General features: G+C 64.1%; 16 protein-coding genes and 1 tRNA gene. 4 read left to right on the forward strand and 13 right to left on the reverse strand.

Annotated features, from left to right (window positions below; genetic code table 11):
* Positions 1–22: 22 nt before the first annotated feature.
* The 4 genes from B0T44_RS09150 to B0T44_RS09165 all read right to left on the reverse strand — a co-directional run bounded on the left by B0T44_RS09150 (position 23) and on the right by B0T44_RS09165 (position 3,715).
* Positions 23–96, reverse strand: a tRNA-Leu gene (locus B0T44_RS09150).
* Positions 97–153: 57 nt separating this feature from the next.
* The gene (locus B0T44_RS09155) at positions 154–702 is read right to left on the reverse strand and encodes a hypothetical protein (protein ID WP_077114523.1); all 549 of its coding nucleotides are present in this window, start codon (positions 700–702) and stop codon (positions 154–156) included.
* 4 nt (positions 703–706) lie between these two features.
* Complete coding sequence (locus B0T44_RS09160) at positions 707–2,200, reverse strand: amino acid permease (protein ID WP_081511835.1); 1,494 nt, start codon at positions 2,198–2,200, stop codon at positions 707–709.
* Positions 2,201–2,239: 39 nt separating this feature from the next.
* The gene (locus B0T44_RS09165) at positions 2,240–3,715 is read right to left on the reverse strand and encodes a peptide MFS transporter (RefSeq protein WP_077114519.1); all 1,476 of its coding nucleotides are present in this window, start codon (positions 3,713–3,715) and stop codon (positions 2,240–2,242) included.
* A gap of 344 nt (positions 3,716–4,059) precedes the next feature.
* Here B0T44_RS09165 and B0T44_RS09170 point away from each other — a divergent pair, with 344 nt between their 5' ends.
* Complete coding sequence (locus B0T44_RS09170) at positions 4,060–4,527, forward strand: SRPBCC family protein (RefSeq protein ID WP_077114749.1); 468 nt, start codon at positions 4,060–4,062, stop codon at positions 4,525–4,527.
* Between the two features lie 73 nt (positions 4,528–4,600).
* Here the strand turns inward: B0T44_RS09170 and B0T44_RS09175 are convergent, their stop codons facing one another.
* From B0T44_RS09175 to B0T44_RS09195, 5 genes are all read right to left on the reverse strand, one after another.
* On the reverse strand, positions 4,601–5,548 hold the full coding sequence (locus B0T44_RS09175; protein ID WP_077114517.1) for a Ppx/GppA phosphatase family protein: 948 nt from the start codon (positions 5,546–5,548) through the stop codon (positions 4,601–4,603).
* Positions 5,545–6,066 (reverse strand): DUF501 domain-containing protein, encoded by a 522-nt coding sequence (locus tag B0T44_RS09180; protein WP_077114515.1) that lies wholly within the window; start codon positions 6,064–6,066, stop codon positions 5,545–5,547. Before B0T44_RS09180 ends, B0T44_RS09175 begins: the two co-directional genes overlap by 4 nt.
* Positions 6,063–6,662 carry an FtsB family cell division protein gene (locus B0T44_RS09185; RefSeq protein WP_077114513.1) on the reverse strand — a complete coding sequence of 200 codons (600 nt, stop codon included), beginning with the start codon at positions 6,660–6,662 and terminating at the stop codon, positions 6,063–6,065. The genes B0T44_RS09180 and B0T44_RS09185 overlap by 4 nt, the downstream gene beginning before the upstream one ends.
* A 15-nt stretch (positions 6,663–6,677) precedes the next feature.
* On the reverse strand, positions 6,678–7,964 hold the full coding sequence (gene eno, locus B0T44_RS09190) for a phosphopyruvate hydratase (RefSeq protein WP_077114511.1): 1,287 nt from the start codon (positions 7,962–7,964) through the stop codon (positions 6,678–6,680).
* A 140-nt stretch (positions 7,965–8,104) separates the two neighbouring features.
* On the reverse strand, positions 8,105–8,806 hold the full coding sequence (locus tag B0T44_RS09195) for a lytic transglycosylase domain-containing protein (protein ID WP_077114748.1): 702 nt from the start codon (positions 8,804–8,806) through the stop codon (positions 8,105–8,107).
* 297 nt (positions 8,807–9,103) lie between these two features.
* On the opposite strand from B0T44_RS09195, the gene B0T44_RS09200 reads away from it, so the two are divergent.
* The 3 genes from B0T44_RS09200 to B0T44_RS09210 all read left to right on the forward strand — a co-directional run bounded on the left by B0T44_RS09200 (position 9,104) and on the right by B0T44_RS09210 (position 13,203).
* The gene (locus tag B0T44_RS09200) at positions 9,104–10,312 is read left to right on the forward strand and encodes a DUF7373 family lipoprotein (RefSeq protein ID WP_245838998.1); all 1,209 of its coding nucleotides are present in this window, start codon (positions 9,104–9,106) and stop codon (positions 10,310–10,312) included.
* A gap of 56 nt (positions 10,313–10,368) precedes the next feature.
* A complete protein-coding gene (locus B0T44_RS09205; protein WP_077114507.1) occupies positions 10,369–11,574 on the forward strand; it encodes a DUF7373 family lipoprotein in 1,206 nt (401 codons plus the stop codon).
* An 81-nt stretch (positions 11,575–11,655) separates the two neighbouring features.
* Positions 11,656–13,203 carry a serine/threonine-protein kinase gene (locus B0T44_RS09210; RefSeq protein WP_077114505.1) on the forward strand — a complete coding sequence of 516 codons (1,548 nt, stop codon included), beginning with the start codon at positions 11,656–11,658 and terminating at the stop codon, positions 13,201–13,203.
* A gap of 92 nt (positions 13,204–13,295) precedes the next feature.
* Here the strand turns inward: B0T44_RS09210 and B0T44_RS09215 are convergent, their stop codons facing one another.
* From B0T44_RS09215 to eccCa, 4 genes are all read right to left on the reverse strand, one after another.
* Positions 13,296–13,580 (reverse strand): WXG100 family type VII secretion target, encoded by a 285-nt coding sequence (locus tag B0T44_RS09215; RefSeq protein ID WP_077114503.1) that lies wholly within the window; start codon positions 13,578–13,580, stop codon positions 13,296–13,298.
* A gap of 28 nt (positions 13,581–13,608) precedes the next feature.
* Complete coding sequence (locus B0T44_RS09220) at positions 13,609–13,944, reverse strand: WXG100 family type VII secretion target (protein WP_077114502.1); 336 nt, start codon at positions 13,942–13,944, stop codon at positions 13,609–13,611.
* A gap of 128 nt (positions 13,945–14,072) precedes the next feature.
* Positions 14,073–15,533, reverse strand: a complete 1,461-nt coding sequence (locus tag B0T44_RS09225; protein WP_077114500.1) for a type VII secretion-associated protein — start codon at positions 15,531–15,533, stop codon at positions 14,073–14,075.
* Entirely contained in the window at positions 15,533–19,567 is a 4,035-nt protein-coding gene (eccCa, locus tag B0T44_RS09230) for a type VII secretion protein EccCa (RefSeq protein ID WP_077114498.1), read from the reverse strand. The genes B0T44_RS09225 and eccCa overlap by 1 nt, the downstream gene beginning before the upstream one ends.

Raw genomic sequence — 19,567 nt, forward strand, 5'->3', positions numbered from 1 at the left:
CGCGTCCACCTGCGCACTTCGGTGCCCCCAGTCGGACTCGAACCGACACTGGGCGGATTTTAAGTCCGCTGCCTCTGCCAATTGGGCTATAGGGGCGTGCGGCTCAGACTACCGACTCGTACGGATGTACCGGAATCCCCTCCAGCGGGGAGTTCAGGTAGTGGGATCGGATTGGATGGCTTGGCAGACCTCCACGAGGACGTCGGCGGCCAGCAAGCCGGAGTCGTTGGCGGTGTCGCGAACCTCGATGGACAGGGCGTCGTCGGTGGTGACGGCGCACAGGGACAGTTGTAGGGCCTCGCCGAGTTGAGCTAGGTGGCGGGCTATGGCCAGTTCGTTCATATCGGGGGACAGCTGGTCCAGGCCGACGGGCTGGGCGTGGATACGGTGGCGACGCAGCGTGTCCTCGCCCAGCACCTTCATGAAATCGACGGCGGCCGCCATACAGCGGTTGTTGGCAACACGGTATTCGGTGCGATCGGCCACCTTTTCGATCAGCACGGCGGCGATGGTGGCGGCGGTGAACATGCCGTCGCAGACTCGGGCCGGGGCCGCTTCTGGCGGCCCCTTCGGTGGCTCGGCCAGCGCGGTGGTCACCGTGTCGATCCAGCGGATCACCAGATCGGTGCCGGTGTCGTCGACCGGCTCCGGCGCGACGATCTGCTGGGCGCGCCGACGGAGCCGCCACCATGGATTGCGCATCCGATCACCCCTGTTCCGACGAGGCCTTACCGAGCAGCGAATGCTGCCGGCCGTATGCGAAGTACACCACCAATCCGATCACCATCCAGACAACGAAACGCAGCCAGGTTTCCACCGACAAATTCAGCATCAGCCACAGGCAGGCCAGCACCGCCAGAATCGGCAGCACCGGAACGAACGGAACCCGGAAACCGCGCGGCAGATCAGGGCGGGTGCGCCGCAACACCAGCACACCTATCGACACCAGCACGAACGCGAACAGGGTGCCGATATTGACCATTTCCTCCAGGGTGCCGAATTCGACGAAACCGGCGAGCAGCGCACACGCCACACCGACGATCACGGTGATCCGCACCGGAGTGCCCTTTTTACCGGTCCGGGCGAGCACATGCGGGGTCAGCCCGTCGCGCGACATGGCGAACAACACCCGGGTCTGCCCAAGCAGCATCACCATGACAACAGTGGTGAGGCCGGCGAGCGCGCCGACGGAAATGATGTTCTTCGCCCAATCGGCACCGTGTAGGGCGAACGCGGTGGCCAGGGTGGCGTCGTTGCCTGCGAGGTCGGTGTAGGGCACCATGCCGGTGAGTACCAGCGACACCGCCACGTACAGGACGGTGACGATCACCAGCGAGCCGAGAATACCGCGCGGTACGTCGCGCTGCGGATTCTTGGTTTCCTCGGCGGCGGTGGCGACCACGTCGAAACCGATGAACGCGAAGAACACCAGGCTCGCGGCGGCGAGCAGACCGTACCAGCCGAAGGTGCTGTTACCCGCGCCGGTGAGGAACGAGAACAACGACTGACGCACCCCTTCTGCCTCTGCACCGGCCTCCGACGGCGGGATGTATGGGCTCAGGTTCGAGGAGTCGAAGAAGGTCAGGCCCACCACGATGACCAGCAGAATCACGCCGATCTTGATCGCGACGGCAACCGCAGACACCCGGGAGGACAGCTTGGTCCCGGTCGCCAACAGCACCGTCAGGGCCGCGATGAGCAGCACCGCGCCCCAGTCGAAGTCAACCCCGCCGATATGCAGCACCGCCGGACCCGAGCCGACCAGGTCACCCAGATATTGGGACCAGCCTTTGGCCACGACAGCCGCGGCCAGCGCGAACTCCAGGATGAGGTCCCAGCCGATGATCCAGGCGGCCAGCTCGCCGAATGTGGCATAGGAGAACGTGTAGGCGCTGCCCGCAACCGGGACAGTGGAAGCGAACTCGGCGTAGCACAGCGCGGTCAGACCGCAGGCGATAGCGGCGAAAACGAACGCCAACGACACCGAAGGACCCGCCACATTGCCCGCGGTGCGGGCGGTGAGGGTGAAAATACCTGCGCCGATGACAACAGCAACACCGAAAATCGCCAGATCCCAGGCGGTGAGGTCTTTGCGCAATTTCGCGCCGGGTTCGTCGGTGTCACGAATCGATTGCTCCACCGATTTGGTGCGGAACAACTGGTTCCGTCGGGTCGGGATCGCCACGGCGGTCTCCTTCATCTTCTGTCTCGCGTCCATTCGGTTCGGTTGTGGACCGCCCTAATGGACACCTGCCATATGTCGGCTCACCCATGGTGTCAGGCCGACGACGATCAGACCGGCAAAAACGGCGACCGCACCGGTAATACCGAAATATGCGAACTCGTGGGCGGGGTCGTAGAAACGAGCCAGAACGCCCGACATAGACGTCCCCAAACCCACTGACAGAAAGTACAGGGCCATCATTTGCGCGCGAAACGCCTCCGGCGCCAGCTGGGTGGTGACCGAGAGCCCGATCGGTGACAGCAGCAGCTCCGACACCGCGAACACGGCCATAATGCACAGCACCACCAGCGCGGGCACCGATTGGCCGGTGCCGCCGGTGCTGACCGAAAGCAGCGCGAACAACCAGAATGCGACCCCCACCCCGATCACCCCCAGCGCGAACTTGTGCGGGGTGCTCGGCGCCCGCGTGCCGAGTTTCGTCCACAGCAGCGCGAACAGCGGCGACAACGTAATGACCCACACCGGCTCCACCGAGCCGATCCAGTTCGACGGTGCGGTCCAACCGAAGATCGTCCAGTTCATCCGCTCATCGGAGTACACCGCCAGCACCGTGAAGATCTGCTGGAACAGCGACCAGAACACCGCGTTCGCCACGAACAGCGGAATGAACGCTCGCACCCGGCTCCGCTCGACCGGTGTCACCCTGCGATGGGTGAACAGGACGACGAAATAGGCGACCGCGGCCGCGACGATAACCACCGTGGTCACGTCGGACAGGTTGCCCAAGTTGACCTGACCGGTCACCACCGCCACCGCGACGACCGCCGCAACACCCACGACCGCCGCAACCAGCCGGCCGACCGAACCACGCGGCAGCGGATCGGGAGCATGCTTACCCGCATCGCCCAGATTGCGCCGGAACACCGCGTACTGGATCAGGCCCAACGTCATCCCCACCGCGGCCGCGCCGAAACCGGCGTGGAAACCCCATTCCCGCTGCAACAGTCCCGTCAGCAGCGGGCCGACGAAAGCGCCCAGGTTGATGCCCAGGTAGAACAGGGTGAAACCGCCGTCGCTCCGCGGATCCCCGTGGTCGTAGAGCGTGCCGAGCAGCGAGGACGCGTTCGCCTTCAACGCCCCGCTGCCCAGCGCGACCAGCACCAGACCCACACCCACCCCGCTCAACCCGGGTAGCACGGCCAACGCGAGATGCCCCGCGACCACCACGACCCCGCCGTAGAACACGGTGCGTTCCATACCGAGCAGCCGGTCGGCCACCCACCCGCCGAGGATGGTGCACAAATACACCAGCCCGCCGTATGCGCCGACGAGCCCGAGCCCGGTGTCCTGCGACAGGCCGAGCCCACCGTCGGTCACGGAGTAGTACAGGTAGTACCCGAGGATGGTGAGCATCCCGTAGAACGAGAACCGCTCCCACAGCTCCACCCCGAACAGATTCGTCAACCCGATGGGGTGCCCGAACAGCGTCCGCCCCGACGGCGTCGGCCCCACTTCCACTGCGCCCGCCATCCCCTGACGATCCCACGTCACGGCCCCCTGCGACGGGAATCCACACCGATACCACCCAGAAACCGAGAAACCGGTGATACGCGCCCGCAAGCGGGTACCGCGGTAGGAGAAAGTGCCCAGTCGATGCGCTGACGAGGTGAGCCGACCACACTCGCGCGTGCTGCGAAGCGACCGCACCTGACCGAAGCAAACACGGAGGTACCCAAGCCCCACCCAAGGTGAACGCGAGAATACCCAGGCCGCCCGCCCAGACCAAAGGCGGTAGTAGGCAGACCCCCACACAGCCGCGCCTATACGGAAGGCACCCATAAAAGCACATGGCCGTAGCGAAGGCGGAGGTACGCATGGCGGAAGTGGAAGTGACGGTTCACGCGCCGATCGAACAGGCGTTCGCGGTCCTGTCCGACGGCTGGATATACGCGGCCTGGGTGGTCGGCGCCTCCCATATCAGGGAGGTAGACGCCGATTGGCCCGCGGTGGGCAGCCGCATCCACCACAGCGTCGGACCGTGGCCGTTGACCGTGGCCGACGCCACCGAAGTCATCGCTGTCGACCCACCGCACCTGCTGGAACTCGACGCCCGGCTGTGGTTGTTCGGGGCGGCATGGATCCGGCTCCGGCTGGACGAACCGAGCCCGGGCAGCACCCGTATCCGCATGGCAGAACGCGCAGTACGGGGTGCGGGCGCGCTGATCCCCGGCTTCGCCCAGGACCTGGCGCTGAAACCTCGAAACCGAGAAGCATTGCACCGGTTGGCGTCGCTGATCCTCGGCCGAACCGGCAGCGGGCGTCAGTCACTCTCGTCCGACTGATCGCCGAAGGGGTATGCGATCGACAGCGTGCTCGCTGTTCGCCACGGTGGCGGCCGCAGACCCCGCTCGCAGTTCAGGCAATCGACAGCGCGATCCCATCCAAGATGTCGTGCTCGCTCACCACGAGTTCGGTGATACCGGCGCGCCGCGACAACTCTTCGGCCAGTACCTGTGTGATCACCGCGCCGCCGCCGATCACATCGACCCGGCCGGGGTGCATCGGCCCGAGCGCAGCGCGCTGATCGTGATTCATGCCGATCAGCCGTTCACATACCGCCCGCACCTCGTCCTGGCTCAGCCTGGACAAATGCACTTGTGCCGCATCGTATTCGGGCAGGTCGAGGGCGACGGCCGCGATCGTGGTCATGGTGCCCGCGACACCCACCCACGTATGCGCCTCCCCCACCGGCACATGCGTGAACGCCTCCGCGAGCCGCTCGGATGCGAAAGCGCGGGCCGCAGCGACCTGTTCGCTGTCCGGTGGGTTCCCCGGCAGGCAGCGTTCGGTGATGCGTACACAACCGACATCCGCGGAGAAGGCGGCGTGCACACCGTCGCTGTCGCCGAGCACCAGCTCGGTCGAACCGCCACCCAGATCGACCACCACGAACGGCCCACGATCCCCGGCCAATTCACCCACCGCGCCCGCGAACGACAGCCGCGCCTCCTCGTCGCCGGTGATCACCTCCGCTTCCGCGCCCGGCACTACGGCACCTAGTTCAGTGCGGGTCATGGTGAAGAAATCGTCGCGGTTGGCGGCGTCACGGGTGGCCGAGGTCGCCACCATCCGCACCCGCTTCACCTCGTACTCACGCATCAGCGCGGCATAGTCGGCGAGCGCGACCCGAGTACGCTCGATCGCCTCCGGCGCGAGCCTGCCCGTCGCGTCCACCCCCTGGCCGAGCCGCACGATGCGCATCTCGCGATGTACGTCGGTGAGTGTGCCGTCCACGCCGGGGTCGGCGATCAGCAGACGGATGGAATTCGTACCGCAGTCCACGGCGGCGACCCGCTCGCTCATAGCTCCTCTTCTGTTCCCTCGTAGGCGGGCCAGTCGGCGGGAATCGCGCTACCCCGCAGCCCGTGCTCGGCCGCCAACGCGACGGCCTCATCGCCCAGCGGGTTGACACCCGGCCCTTTCGCCAGCGCATGCGCGATCAGTACATGCAGGCATTTCACCCGCTCCGGCATCCCACCGCCGGTGAAATCGGTACCCAAGGGCTCGATCGCGTCGCGTTCGGCCAGATAGCTTTCATGCGCCCGCCGGTAAGCCTCGGCCAGCTCCGAGTCACGGCCGAGGCGTTCGGTCATCTCCCGCATCACCCCCGCGGACTCCTGTCTGCTCGCCTCGGCGGTGAGCCGCGGATCGGTCAGGTAATACAGCGTCGGGAACGGGGTGCCGTCCGGCAGCCGCGGCGCGGTTTTCACCACCGCGGGCACACCGTCGGGTGTGCGGTAGGCAATGGCCAGCACACCGCGTGGTGTGCGGCCCAACTGGTCGGCGACGATCTGCAGATCCCGGTCGTCGGGTTCGCTCACCTGGGTCCTTCCGGCTGCCGCGGTGGCGCGGCGGGGGGTGTTGTTGTCGGTGTCCGTGGTTCGGAGATGCTGCGCCACAGATCGGTGAACCAGGGGTCGGGCTCGCGGGACTTGGTGGTCGGATCGACCGGGGCGGGGGCTTCGATACCCGGCACCTGCACGATGTAGGGCGTCTCCCCCGGCATCACCAGCCGCAACCGGTCCCGCGCCTCGGACCGGATATAGGCGGGGTCCTGCTGCTCGGCGCGACGGTCACGCAACCGGGCCAGATCCGCTTCCAGTTCCCGGCGTTCCTGCGCCAGCTCGGCGGCCTCGGCGCGCTGAGTGAGATAGGTGCGCATCGGCACCGCCAACGTCAACGCCAGCGCGCACACCATCATCGCCAGAATCACCGCTTTACCGGTGGAAATACCGAGAATGGTGTGTTCCGGCCGGTTCCGGGTCCGCCTCTGCTCATCCGATCGGCGGCGCACCTTCCGCTTCGCCGCCGCGGCCCGCGCATGCGGTTCCGGCGACGGGCGGGAGTGGGCGGCACGCGACGTGCGGCGGTCACCGCGTCCGGCCGGACTGGTCCCACGCGCACGTCGCTCCGTCATCGCACTCCCCGCGGATCAGTCCTCGAACGCGAAACGCGGGAACGCCACATCGCCCGCGTAACGAGCCGAATCGCCCAGCGCGTCCTCGATGCGCAGCAGCTGGTTGTACTTGGCGACCCGCTCGCTACGGGCAGGCGCACCGGTCTTGATCTGACCGCTGCCGACCGCCACCGCCAGATCAGCGATCGTGGTGTCCTCGGTTTCGCCGGAACGGTGGCTCATCATCGTCTTGTAACCGTTGCGGTGGGCCAGTTCGACCGCGTCCAGGGTTTCGGTGAGCGTGCCGATCTGGTTCACCTTCACCAGCAGCGCGTTCGCGGCGCCCTTGGCGATGCCGTCCTCCAGCCGTTCCGGGTTGGTGACGAAAAGATCGTCGCCGACCAGCTGGATCTTGTCGCCGATCTGATCGGTCAGCTCGACCCAGCCGTCCCAGTCGTCCTCCGACAACGGGTCCTCGATCGACACCAGCGGGTACGCGGTGAGCAGCTCGGCATAGAACTGCGCCATCTCGGCGGCGGTGCGCACCGTGCCCTCGAACTTGTAACCGCTGCTGGCGGTGTAGAACTCGGTGGCCGCCACATCCAGCGCCAGCGCCACATCGCTGCCCAGCTTCAGACCGGTTTTCGCGATCGCACTGCTGATCAGATCCAACGCTTCCCTGGTGCCCGCCACATCAGGCGCGAAACCACCCTCATCGCCCAGACCGGTGGACAGCCCCTTGGCCTTCAACACCGACTTGAGCGCGTGATACACCTCCGCACCCCAGCGCAGCGACTCCTTGAACGTAGGCGCGCCGATGGGGGCGACCATGAACTCCTGTACATCCACACCGGTGTCCGCGTGCGCGCCACCGTTGAGGATGTTCATCATCGGCACCGGAAGCACATGCGCGTTCGGGCCGCCGAGGTAACGGAACAACTCCAGCCCCGACGACTCCGCCGCCGCCCGAGCCACCGCCAGCGAAACACCGAGCAGCGCGTTCGCGCCCAGCCGCGACTTGTCCGGGGTGCCGTCCAGATCCAGCAGCACCTGGTCGACGGTGCGCTGTTCAACCGAATCCAGGCCGATCACCGCGGGCGCGATCTCGTCCAGCACACCCTCGACGGCCTTACGCACACCTTTGCCGAGGTACCGGTCACCGCCGTCACGCAGCTCCACCGCCTCGTGTTCACCGGTGGATGCGCCCGACGGCACAGCCGCGCGGGTCAGCGTGCCGTCGTCGAGGGCGACCTCGACCTCGACGGTGGGGTTACCGCGCGAATCCAGGATCTCGCGAGCTCCGACCTGTTCGATGATGGCCACGAAAACAACACTCCTTCGGCTGCTGGCACGGTAGTGATCAGGGAAGAGGCCGTGCGCTGCGAGCCTATCGTTCACCCCGGCCCGCGAGTAACCGGCACTCCGGGCCCGCCCTGTTCGACACTACCGCCGTATGTCGCCCGTCACACCCGCCTGCCCACGCTGTACGCCGCGGCCCGGTCACGCACCTCCCGCATATAGCTCTCCGACCTGTTGTAGGTGAACAACGCCCTGCTCCAGCCCTCCGCCGTCGTCAGCACACCGCCGCTCGCGCACAGGTATAGCGCCGCGGTCAACGCGGCGTCATCGATACTGTGCGGATCCACCACCTCGTCACCATTGGCGTCCACACCCCAGCGCTTCCAGGTCTCGGGAATGAACTGGAACGGTCCCACCGCCCGATCATGCACCGGATCCCCATCCATCCGGCCCTCATCGGTGTCCTCGATCCGCGCCACCCCCGGCGAACCGTCCAAAGCTATCCCGATGATCGGTGGATCCACCCGGCCGTCGTCGGCGATACTGGCCCCACCGTGCCCGCCGTGCTTGCTTTCCACACTCGCGATCCCCGCCAACGTCGTCCATGCCACCCCGCAATCCGGACGAGACCGCTGCATCACCGCCTGCGCGTAACCGTAGGCCTCCAACGCCGTTGTCGGGATGTCCAGCACATCTGCCTGCTCACTCGCCCACGCCCGCAACTGCACTGCCGTCCGGCCGGGGGCATCGATATCGATCACCGGCAGCGGGGCGCCCGGCCCCGGCGGAATGCCTTCCGGGATCGGGACAAGATCACGTTCCGCCCCGCAAGCAGCGAGCACCAAAGCGGTGATCGCGGCGGCGATAACGGCGGGTTTCTTCCAGGACACGCCTCCATCATCCAGGTGGGTTGGATGAGCGCGGCAGGTCGCGGTACGGAACTTGTTCGTGCGCACAGCGTCGGGGCGGCTCGAAGATGTGCCTTCGACACCGCGACGCCTCCTGCACAGGACGCACCGTCATACATCTCAAACCTCTGCGAGCGCACCAGCATTCGCTGGAGCAGCGGGCGGGACTTCCCCTCCGCTGGGCGCTGAACTCGACCCGACGGCGACGGCGCAGTGAAGTAGGATGCCGCGGGTACGCTCGAACGAAGGGGGGACGTGTTGCTCAGCACAATGTCGAAATCGGGCCATACCGTCCGTGCCGTAACGATTGCCAGTGCGCTCGCCATCATCATCGCCGGTTGTGGAACCGGTGGGGATACTGCGAAAGTCAGTGAGCCGGTGGTCGATATCCACAGTCTCGATGTGGGCGGCTATCCGACCAAGCCCCAGGTCTTCGGGACGGTCAAGAACATGGATGAGGCCCGGGTTGTCGAGGCGACGCGGCTTGCCGAGCATGTGCCGTTGGCAATGGAAATCGACCCGAGGTTCACTTATAAAGACAGTGGATCTGAAAGCATTTACATACATCCCGATGCGCTGAGCGGGATAATGTATACCGCAAAATTTGCGGAGGCGGCACCCGACTTCATCTCCGGATTCATCAGCCAAGGGCAAACCACACCCAGCAATCAGGGTTTGCACCTCATCAATGCAGTGTTGCTATTCCCTGATGAACACAAGGCATCTCAAGCCGCAAAAGATCTGGAGCGGGTCGATTTCGAATACACGGAACATAACGAACGAGTCCACATACCCAAGTACCCAGAGGCTGCGGCGCACTGGTTGCCGAATACCCAGTCGATCGGATCATGGTTCGCCACCGGAAACCTTGTTATCTTCACCTGGATCTACGACTATCTCAAAAGCTGGCTGGAAAAGGTCGACCTCAACGCTCTGACAAGTCTGGTCGAGAAAAGCCTTGACACCATAGTTCCGGCAGTGAAGCATTTCGTTCCGACACCACAGCATAAGCTGACGGAACTTCCAGCAGATAACGAAGGAATACTCGGGCGCACCCTACCGAGAGAAGATCCGAGCCCGTTACCCGACCCCCCAGCCGTGTACACGGGACGTAGCGCTCTCCATTTATCGGAGAAACCGGACGAGGATAAAGAAACTTTCGAAGAACTAGGCGTCGATATATACGCGGAGCGCGGATCGAAACTGTTTCGCGCACGCGACAAGGATGCAGCCGCTAACCTCGTCGAAGAAGTTCTTGCAGGTAAGCAGTACCGGCGATCTGCTCCTCCTGAAGCGCTACCCATGGCAAAATGTAAAGAGTATGCGGGGAACAACTCTTTCGTACCCAGATTTTACTGCGCCGTGCCTTACGAGCGTTATGTGGCTTATGTATGGTCCATGCAAGAAACCGACGTACACCAGAAGGTATCCGCCCAGTACGCGCTACTCACGGAGGCGAAGTAATGGCTGGTCGGAGGTCCCTCAGAGCTTCCACCCTTCGACGTCAGGGATACGCGCTCATGGCGAGCATTCTTCTGGCTGTTACCGCGGTCGGCTGCGGATCCACGCTACAAGGTACATCGGTTCCCGCTGAGATCGATGTCCGCACCCTGGACACAGGCCCTTATTCAACTGTTCCCCTCGATGCCTACGAGGACTACTATCCGAGCTTCTACACCTATCCCTATATCGCTGGCATGCGTTTGGCAGATCATGTTGCCACCGCCTACGATATCGACCCCGATCTGAAGTACGGGAGCAGATACAGCCCCGGCACACTCCCCCCGATTGGCGGCGGACACACTCTGGGTAAAGAAGATAAAGTCGAAGAGATCACCGAGCGTAATAAATTTCTATTCGGTTTTCATACCCAAGGCGGAAACACGGACAAAGAGCCCTCGTACACGAACAAGTGGCCGGAGGCGCCCGTGGGTCCGGACGCCACAATGATCGCCAGTACAGTGATGCAGTTCCTCAGCGCTGACTACGCCGAAAAGGCTTCAAGGGAATTGTACGATGCCGATTTCGAAACCTATCGCGAAGCCAATCAGCCAGTACAGATCACGGAATTTCCAGACGTTCACGCGCACTGGCGCCCAGGATCCCCGTGGATCAGATCTTTTCTTGCTCACGGTCCGTATGTGATCGCTCTATTCCTGTCGATCCCATCGCCTGAATTAGGTTCCCTGGAAGACCTCGTAACCAAGGCATATGAGGTCCAACTGCCGATGCTCGACGCACTGAACCCACTCAGCGACGAGGAAATGGCGGAACTCGACTGGGATTCAGAAGGTTTGTTCGCCCGCACATTGAATCCCCTTCAGAGTAGAATACCATCATACAACGATAGCGCAGCTATATTCGGTCCACAAGGTTTCCTGCACTCCGCCCAGAACCGCGAATACACCGAGCGGGGTCTGGAGAAAATCAAGGGAGAAGTGTTCGCGCTGTCCGACGGAACAATTTCGATACAGACGGTTGATGTCGTGGCTGCAGCCAAAGCTATACAAGATGTGGTGATGCTCGACCCTTTTATTACGCGAACCAATCCGCCACCCGGAGTCCCCGACTCTGCATGTGTCGAAAACGATCAGACGTACGGCGCCGAACGTTTCACCTGTGTATTGCGCTACCGCAACCTGCTCGGGTATGTGAGTTCCGCCCAGCTCACTGATGTTCATCAGCGTGCAGCCGCTCAGTACGCATTGTTCGCTAACGGTCAGTAGGAGCTGAGCTCGATGTCGACAGCGGACCGACCTGTTCCGGTGGCAGACCGGATCCAACTGATAAACAGGAGTTCGTAGAAGATGGCGCTGAGTCCTGGAACCATCGTGGGGGGCTACCGCATCGAACGGGTGCTGGGTGCGGGCGGTATGGGAACCGTCTACCTGGCCAAGCATCCGAGCCTGCCACGGAAAGACGCCCTCAAGGTACTCAGCGCGGATCTGTCCTCCAACAGCGAGTTCCGCGCGCGATTCGAACGTGAAGCGAACCTTGCCTCAGGGCTGGATCATCCGAACATCATCGCTGTCTTCAACCGAGGCGAAGAGAACGGTCAACTGTGGATCTCCATGCAGTACGTGGACGGCACCGATGCGTCCGCTCTGGCAGCCAAACATCCGCGGGGCATGCCTGCACAACGTGCACTTCGGATCATCTCCGAAGTAGGTAAGGGCCTCGATTTCGCGCATCGTAAAGGCCTTTTGCATCGCGACATCAAACCCGCGAACTTCCTGCTCTCCGAGTCCGAAGATGAAGAACGCGTATACCTGACCGATTTCGGCGTCGCGAAGGCGACTGATGATGCCAGCGAGCTCACTCAAACCGGAAACTTCCTGGCCACGATCGCCTACGCCCCTCCCGAGCAGCTCACCGGGCAGGCCCTTGATCACCGCGCCGATATCTACAGTTTGGCGTGTTCTCTGTTCAAGCTGTTGACCGGTCGAAACCCTTACCCTGCTCCGCAGCCCGCGATGGTCATGATGGGGCATCTGTACGAGCCACCTCCATCGGCGACTTCGGTAAAGCCCGATTTGCCCGCAGCGATCGACCATGTCTTCGCGAAAGCCATGGCGAAGAACCCTGTCGAACGTTTCAACAGCTGCCGAGAGTTCACCGATGCGGCGTACGAGGCGTTCAACGCTGGTCGATACCCGGCACGATCGCAAGCGGCGCCGGCGTCCCCCGTACCGGTCAGCCAGCCCGCTTCTATCAGCTATGCCAGTCCCCAGAACACTGGGGGCGCAGCCGAATTGCCTGCTCCCGCGCCCAGACGACGATCCGGCAAGAAGTGGTCGCTTGCCGCAGGTGCAGGAGCCGTCGTTGTTGCGCTGGCTATCGGTGGCGGAATCTGGCTCGCCGGCAATAAGGAGTCGGGCGGCGAATCTGCAGCATCAGCAGAAACCACCGCAACGCAACCGCCATCCGTCGAGCAGGCCAGGGCCGACAATCCGGACTTCGCCGGCAAAGAGATCACTATCGTCGATTACAAGAGTTCGACTGATTTCCAAGTGTTCGTCACCGGTACTCCGCAAGCCGACTTCATCGAAAAACTCGGCTTCGTATACAACTTCAACTTCACCAGACAGGGTGACGAACCGCCGCTCCGTGATCCGGGAGACAACTTCACCGTCGACTCCGGCGGGTCCGATGCCTACGTTATGGTGGTACGCAGTGATGCCGCATCCGGTGGAGGCGGGTTGACCGGTCTTCCGCTGGATATCACCAGATCACGCGCACAAGTGATCGCAGTCGATGATCCAGGTGCTGTCGTCGCCATGCGTAACTGGTCGGAGAATTCAGAGCACATCCTCTTGGAGAAAGTGCTGCCAACCCTCGAAAGGCGAGTCAACTAACATCAACCAATGCCGGACGGGGTCTCGGAGCACATGAAAAGTGGTGTGCTCCGAGGCTTATAGCCTCGGAGCACACCACCGGGTGTGCGTACTCAGAGCCAAGCCTGAGCGTTCTTCTTGTCAGTGGTGGACATATTGATGGCGCCGTCCTCGACCACCTTGGCAATGTTCTCCAAGATCGTCAGCAGATCGTTGTGGGCGGAATCCCATTTTGCCTGCTTGGCCCGGTATGCCTCTTGCGCACCACCTTCCCAAGTAGCAACCAACTGGTTGACATACCCTGCGAGTTCGTCGTGGGACTCGACCAGGCGGCTCTTCGACGTCCTGATGTCGCCCGCGAGCTGAATCAGCTGTCCCTCTGAGTACTTCACGCTCATGTTTTCTCCTGACAAGTAAGAAGTGTAATTAGACCTTGAGACTCAGGCTGGAGCCGAGATCGCCTGAGGCACCCGCCTTCAGGATGGAGTCCTGGTTCTGCTGTTCGGAGGCATCGAAACCCTTGCCGTTCTCCCGGATTGCGTCTGCAATCTCTTGGAGCGCTACATGCAGGCGATCCGACGCGTTCTTGTAGTCGTCCATAACCTTGCGGAAGGACCCTGCCGCCGCGCCTTCCCAGTTGCCCTGCGAACCCTCGACAAGGCTGCGGATGGTGCCGAGCTCGGTCGCGAGCTGGCCGTTCACGGTTTCAACGTGTTTGGCCGAAGCCTCCATTGCGCCAAAATCGGCAATGACGTTACTCATGCTGCCTCCTACTTATGAGTGGGTTCGGACATCCTGTCCTGGCAGGGCCGAACTGCTCCTACATGAAGATTGGACGCGGTGGATGCCCAATCGGTTCCCTTGATGTGGAAAAAATTTTTCGGCGGGTGTCATGGGTTGACCGCCAGTGTGGTTGCGAAGTCAGTGCAGACGTGTGTAATCGAGTCTTGCCCCCCTGTCTGGTATTGGCACCCGATGCTGACCTGGGTGCTGTGTTCGACGATAACATGCCAGTCGACTCGGGATCCGTCTTCTGGATGTTCGGTGTAGGCAAGGCCGGAACGGCCGGCGTAGACGACGTCGCGGCGTAGCTCGGAGACGGAACCAACTGGGCGCGCAGCCATCTGGGCTTCGAGGTTGGCGGCGACCTGTGGGTAGCCGACACCGGAGGCGATCGGCTGCTGGATGACAGTGATGCGGGCGCGGGGGCCGCTGTCGGGGACCAGTTCCAGACGTTGTTCCGTGGGGGTGCTGGTCTCCTTGATGTGCCAGCCGGTCGGGATCTGTAGACGGAGGCGGCCGATGGTTTGCTCGTCGGCTGTGGCGGTCGCAGATGTCGGTGGCGGCGGGAGCTGCGGCGAGGGCTGCGGTGGCGGTGCGAGAGGCGTTGTGGGCGCGGCAGCGGTGGCGTCCTGGTCGCCGCCGCTGTTCATTACGGCGAAACCCCCCAGGGCAGCAAGGGAAATCACTGTGGCTGCCGCGGCGCCCAGGTACAGCGGGGTCTTCGACCGCGGGGGTTGGGTGGCTGCCGCGCGTTCACGCAGCGGCTGCACCCATTCGTTTCTGGGCAGTTGGGCCAGGGTGGGCTGGTAGAGGCTGGTGGCGTTCTGCTTGCTTCTGGCCAGGTCCGCGCTGGGCACGGTGCGCAGTTCGGCGGTGGGACCGCATATTTCGGTCACGGTCGCGCCGAACAGTTCCAGAAACGCCGGGTCGGCGCCGATACCGACGAGCAACACACTGTCGGCGGGTTTTCCGTCCAGCAGCCGGTCCAGGACGGCGCGCAGCTGCGCCATGGCCGGGCTGTCGGCGGTGATATCGGCGGCCGCCAGGTTCGGTTCGTGTTCGCAAGCCTCGACCCGCAGGCCCTCGTGCGTCGGGATCACCGAAGACGCCGTTGTCGCGAGCATGCTGAATTCGAACACCACGGTGCGGCGGTCACGGTTTCGTTCGGCCGCGGTCACCGTGCGTATCGCCGTCTCCTCGAACACGACATCGGAGGCGAAACGGTGCGCGGCTGTCGCAACTGTGGTCCGGCGGCGAGTGCCCCACTCGGTCGGGCATATCACCGTGAGCCGTTCGCACGGGGTGTGCACCCGTAAATCCGCCAGCAGCCGGGCGAACACGGCCGAGATGGCGTCCAGTGGAGTTGGCATGCCCGGCTCGTAGGCGATCCGGTCCGCGGCGAGCAGTTGGGTCACCGAACTGGTTATCGACGGTGGCGCCAGCGGTTCACCGACGACCAGCGTGGTGCCGTCGCTGCCCGGCGTCACCGACGGCGGTAAGTCGGCGTGGGTGTTCGAACTCCGCGCCCATAAACGGTTTTCGGACAGGGTCAGCTCGACGGTGGGCATCACAGGAGCGGCATCCACGCGGTCTGGATCAGTTCCGCGCCGGCGCGGCTGACCAGGGTGCCCCGGCCGGGCGGCATGGCGCTGGGCCGGACATTGCCGAGCAGGTTTCCTTCTTCGCGGCTACCGCTCATGATCAGGCCGGGCGTCGCCAGGTCGCGCAGACGCGAGATAACCGGCTCGTACATGGCACGGGACGCGCCGCCGGATCGGCGGCAGACGATCAGGTGGAAACCGACATCCTTGGCATGCGGCAGATATTCGACGATCTGCGCGACCGGGTTGCCGCTGGAGGTGACCACCAGGTCGTAATCGTCCACGATCAGATACAGATCCGGTCCCGACCACCAGGAGCGGTCACGCAACTGCTGCGGCGTGACGTCGGGGCCGGGCATCCGTGATTCGAGCAGGGCCGCGATATCGCGAACGTTGGTGGTGAGGCCCTGCGCGCTGGTCGCGTACGCGGCCAGATGATCGCCCTCGACCGCGCCGAGCAGCGTGCGGCGGTAATCGGCGAGGATGATCGCCGATTCCTGAGCCCGGTTGGATTCCATGATCCCGTGGCAGATGCCGCGCAGCAGCGTGGTCTTACCGCATTCGGTGTCGCCGAAGATGAGGAAGTGCGGGTTCTCGTCGAAGTTGAGGAACACCGGCGCCAGCTCGGATTCGTTGATACCGATCGGGATGGCCGCGTTCTTGCGGGAACCGTCGACGGTGCCGGGCCAGCCATGAACCGCACGGAGCAGATCGGGGCGGTCGAGCCGGTCGGGCAGCATCCGCACCTGCGGTGCGTGCCGGCCCGGGGTCGACGCGGCGAGACGGCTCACCGCATCGGCGACACCGCTGCTCAGGTTCTCCGGGTTGGAGTTGCCGTCAACCCGCGGCAGGGCGGTGAGCATATGCAGGTTTTCCGGGGTCATACCGCGGCCGGGGCGGCCCTGCGGGACCAGGGCCGCGATCTTACGGCCGAATTCGGAGTCGGCGGGGTCACCGAGACGCAGTTCGAGCCTGGTGCCGATCTGGTCCTTGAGCGCGGGCCTTGCCTCCATCCAGCGCGACAGCGCGATGACGACGTGCACACCGTAGGACAGGCCCTGTACAGCCAGGTTCATGATCGGCTGTTCCAGTGGATCGAAATCCTGCCGGATCGAACCGAAACCGTCGATAACGAGGAACGCATCACCGAACGGGTCCTCGTGTGCTCCCGCAGCGGCCGGGCTACTTGCCGGATCCATTGCACGCAGACGGCGGAATTCGGCCATCGATTCGATGCCGAGCTGGCGGAACCGCAGTTCGCGCTGGCGGACGATGGTGGTCATCTCGGCGATGGTGCGCCGGACCTTGTCTTCGTCGAGGCGACCGGCGACCGAGCCGACATGGGGCAGGCCTTCGAGGCTGCCCAGGGTGCCGCCACCGAAATCGAGGCAGTAGAACTGCACCTGTTCGGCGGTGTGGGTGAGCGACATCGACATGATCAGCGAACGCAGCATGGTCGATTTACCCGACTGCGGACCGCCGACGATGGCCACGTTGCCTTGGGAGCCGGACAGGTCGACGACCAGCGGGTCGCGGCGTTGATCGTAAGGCCGGTCGACGAGGCCGATCGGCGCGCGCAGGGTCGCCACGGCGGAGTACTCGCCGGTGAGGATCGAACGCGGGACGAGCTCGTCGAGCGTGGGCGCTTCGTCGAGCGGCGGCAGCCAGATCTCGTGCGCGGGGCGGCCGTGGCCACTGATACGCGACACCAGCATCCCCAGGTCGGAGATCTGCTCGCCGTCCTCGCTCTGCGGTTCCGGTTCGACGCTGTGCACGGTGGGCAACGGAACCCGGTCGGCGGAGCGGAAATCGACGTGGTTCGCCGAGAACGGGCGCGCTGTCACATCGATCTCGCCGGCCTGGGTGGCGATGGTGATATCGCGCTGTGGGCCGCCGCCGACGTAGGGGCCGGACACATAGGAAGCCTGGAATCGCTGGATTTCGCCCGAATCGGATTTGAGATATCCCCCGCCGGGGCTGTTCGGCAGGTTGTAGGCATCGGGGACACCGAGGACCTGGCGGGACTCGTTGGCGGAGAAAGTCTTCAGGCCGATTCGGTAGGACAGGTGGCTTTCCAGACCCTTCAGTTTGCCCTCTTCCAGACGCTGCGACGCGAGCAGCAGATGCACGTGCAGTGAGCGGCCGAGACGGCCGATCATGACGAACAGTTCGGCGAAGTCTGGATGTTGGGTGAGCAGTTCGGAGAACTCGTCGAGCACCACGAACAGCGCGGGCAACGGATCCAGGTCGGCGCCGGCCGCGCGAGCCTTCTCGTACTCGGAGACATTGGCGAAGTTGCCCGCCTGGCGCAGCACTTCCTGGCGGCGGTTCATCTCGCCCGCCAGGGCGTCACGCATACGGTCGACGAGGTCGGCTTCCTCCTCGAGGTTGGTGATGACGGCCGCGACGTGCGGCACGCCGTCGAGGCCGAGGAAGGTGGCGCCACCTTTGAAGTCGACCAGGACCAGGTTCAGCTGATCGGGCGAATGAGTGGCCAGCAGGCTGAGCACCAGGGTGCGCAGGAATTCCGACTTACCGGAACCGGTGGCGCCGATGCACAGGCCGTGCGGGCCCATACCGCTTTCGGCGGCCTCCTTGATATCGAGCACAACGGGCAGGCCGTCGGCGCCGACACCGAACGGGACCCGCAGCCGCTCCCGGCCGTAGCGTGGGCGCCACGCGTGCTCGGGATTGAACGAGCCGATATCGCCGAGCCCCATCAACTGGCTCCAGGTCGAGATCGTCTCGGTGTCCTCGACTTCGACATCGCTGCTGCGCTGGGTGGCGGCGCGGAAGGGGGCGAGCCTGCGGGCGACCTGCTGGGCCTGTTCCGGGCTGATCTGGTCGATCAGCGCGAAACGCTCCTGGTTGCCGGTGGCGCCGCGGCCGACGCATTCGCCGTTTTCCACGATCATCTTGATACCGCGCGACACCGCCAGGCGCGGCGCATATCCGCACAGGTCGATGATGGTGACGCCCTCATAACCCGATTCGCGGAGCTGGTCTTCCTCCGCCTCGAGCAGACCGCCGTCGACGACGATGACGATATGCACCATGTTGGCGTTGGCGGGTTGGTTCCGGGAGTACCGGACCCGGTTGGCCAGCAACGGCTGCAGGCCGGACATCGCCTCGCGGATCGAGCCGTAGAACATGCGCTGGGAGCCGATACCGTCCTGGGCGTCCGGGTGCTGGGTGTGCGGCAACCATTTGGTCCATTCCCAGTCGCGGCCCGTGTCAGCCCCGCAGACGACGGCGACGAGCACCTGGTCCGGGCCCTGGAACATGGCCAGTTGCAGGAGCATTGCCCGCACCATGTCCCTGGCTTGGGCCCGGTCGCCGTCGAGGGCGATGGTTGCGAAGCCCTTGACCGCGATCGCTGTCGGCAGATCGGGGACCGTGGAATGGGCGCGCACGAAACGCCGCAGCGATACCGCCGCGATGGGTTCCAGCTCTTCGACGGGGCCGGTTTCCGGTGCGATCAACCGGGTGGCCAATCGTTGGCCGCCGGTTCCGATGCGGACGTGGCAGAAGTCCTTGTCGCCTGCGCGGCGTTCCCACATGCGGCTGGTACCCGCGAGCATCCAGATCAGGCCGGGCTCGGGGTGGCTCCATTCCACCGAAGCGCGCTGCTGCTTGGCGGTTTCGGCGACGTCTTTGCGGACCTGATCGAGGTAGCGCAGGTAATCCTTGCGGTCCTCGTTGGCTTCGGCGGCCTTCTGGCCTTTTCCGCCGCCCTGACCGGCGAACATGCCGACCATCGAGAACAGCATCATGACCGGGAACATCATGGTCATCGGGTTCGACATCATGCCGCTGCCCTGTGTGAACATCAGCGCCATCATGCCGATCATGCCGATGATCATCACCACCGGCATGAGCTTGAGCAGCAGGTTTCCCGGTGTGACCCGGGGGATTTCCGGTGGTGGCTGCAGCGTTACCTCACCGCCGGGCGAACGCGGCATCTCCCGGCGCGCGCGCCGCTGGAACCGGACTGTGCTCAT

The organism is Nocardia donostiensis, assembly GCF_002081715.1.
Classification (GTDB): domain Bacteria; phylum Actinomycetota; class Actinomycetes; order Mycobacteriales; family Mycobacteriaceae; genus Nocardia; species Nocardia donostiensis.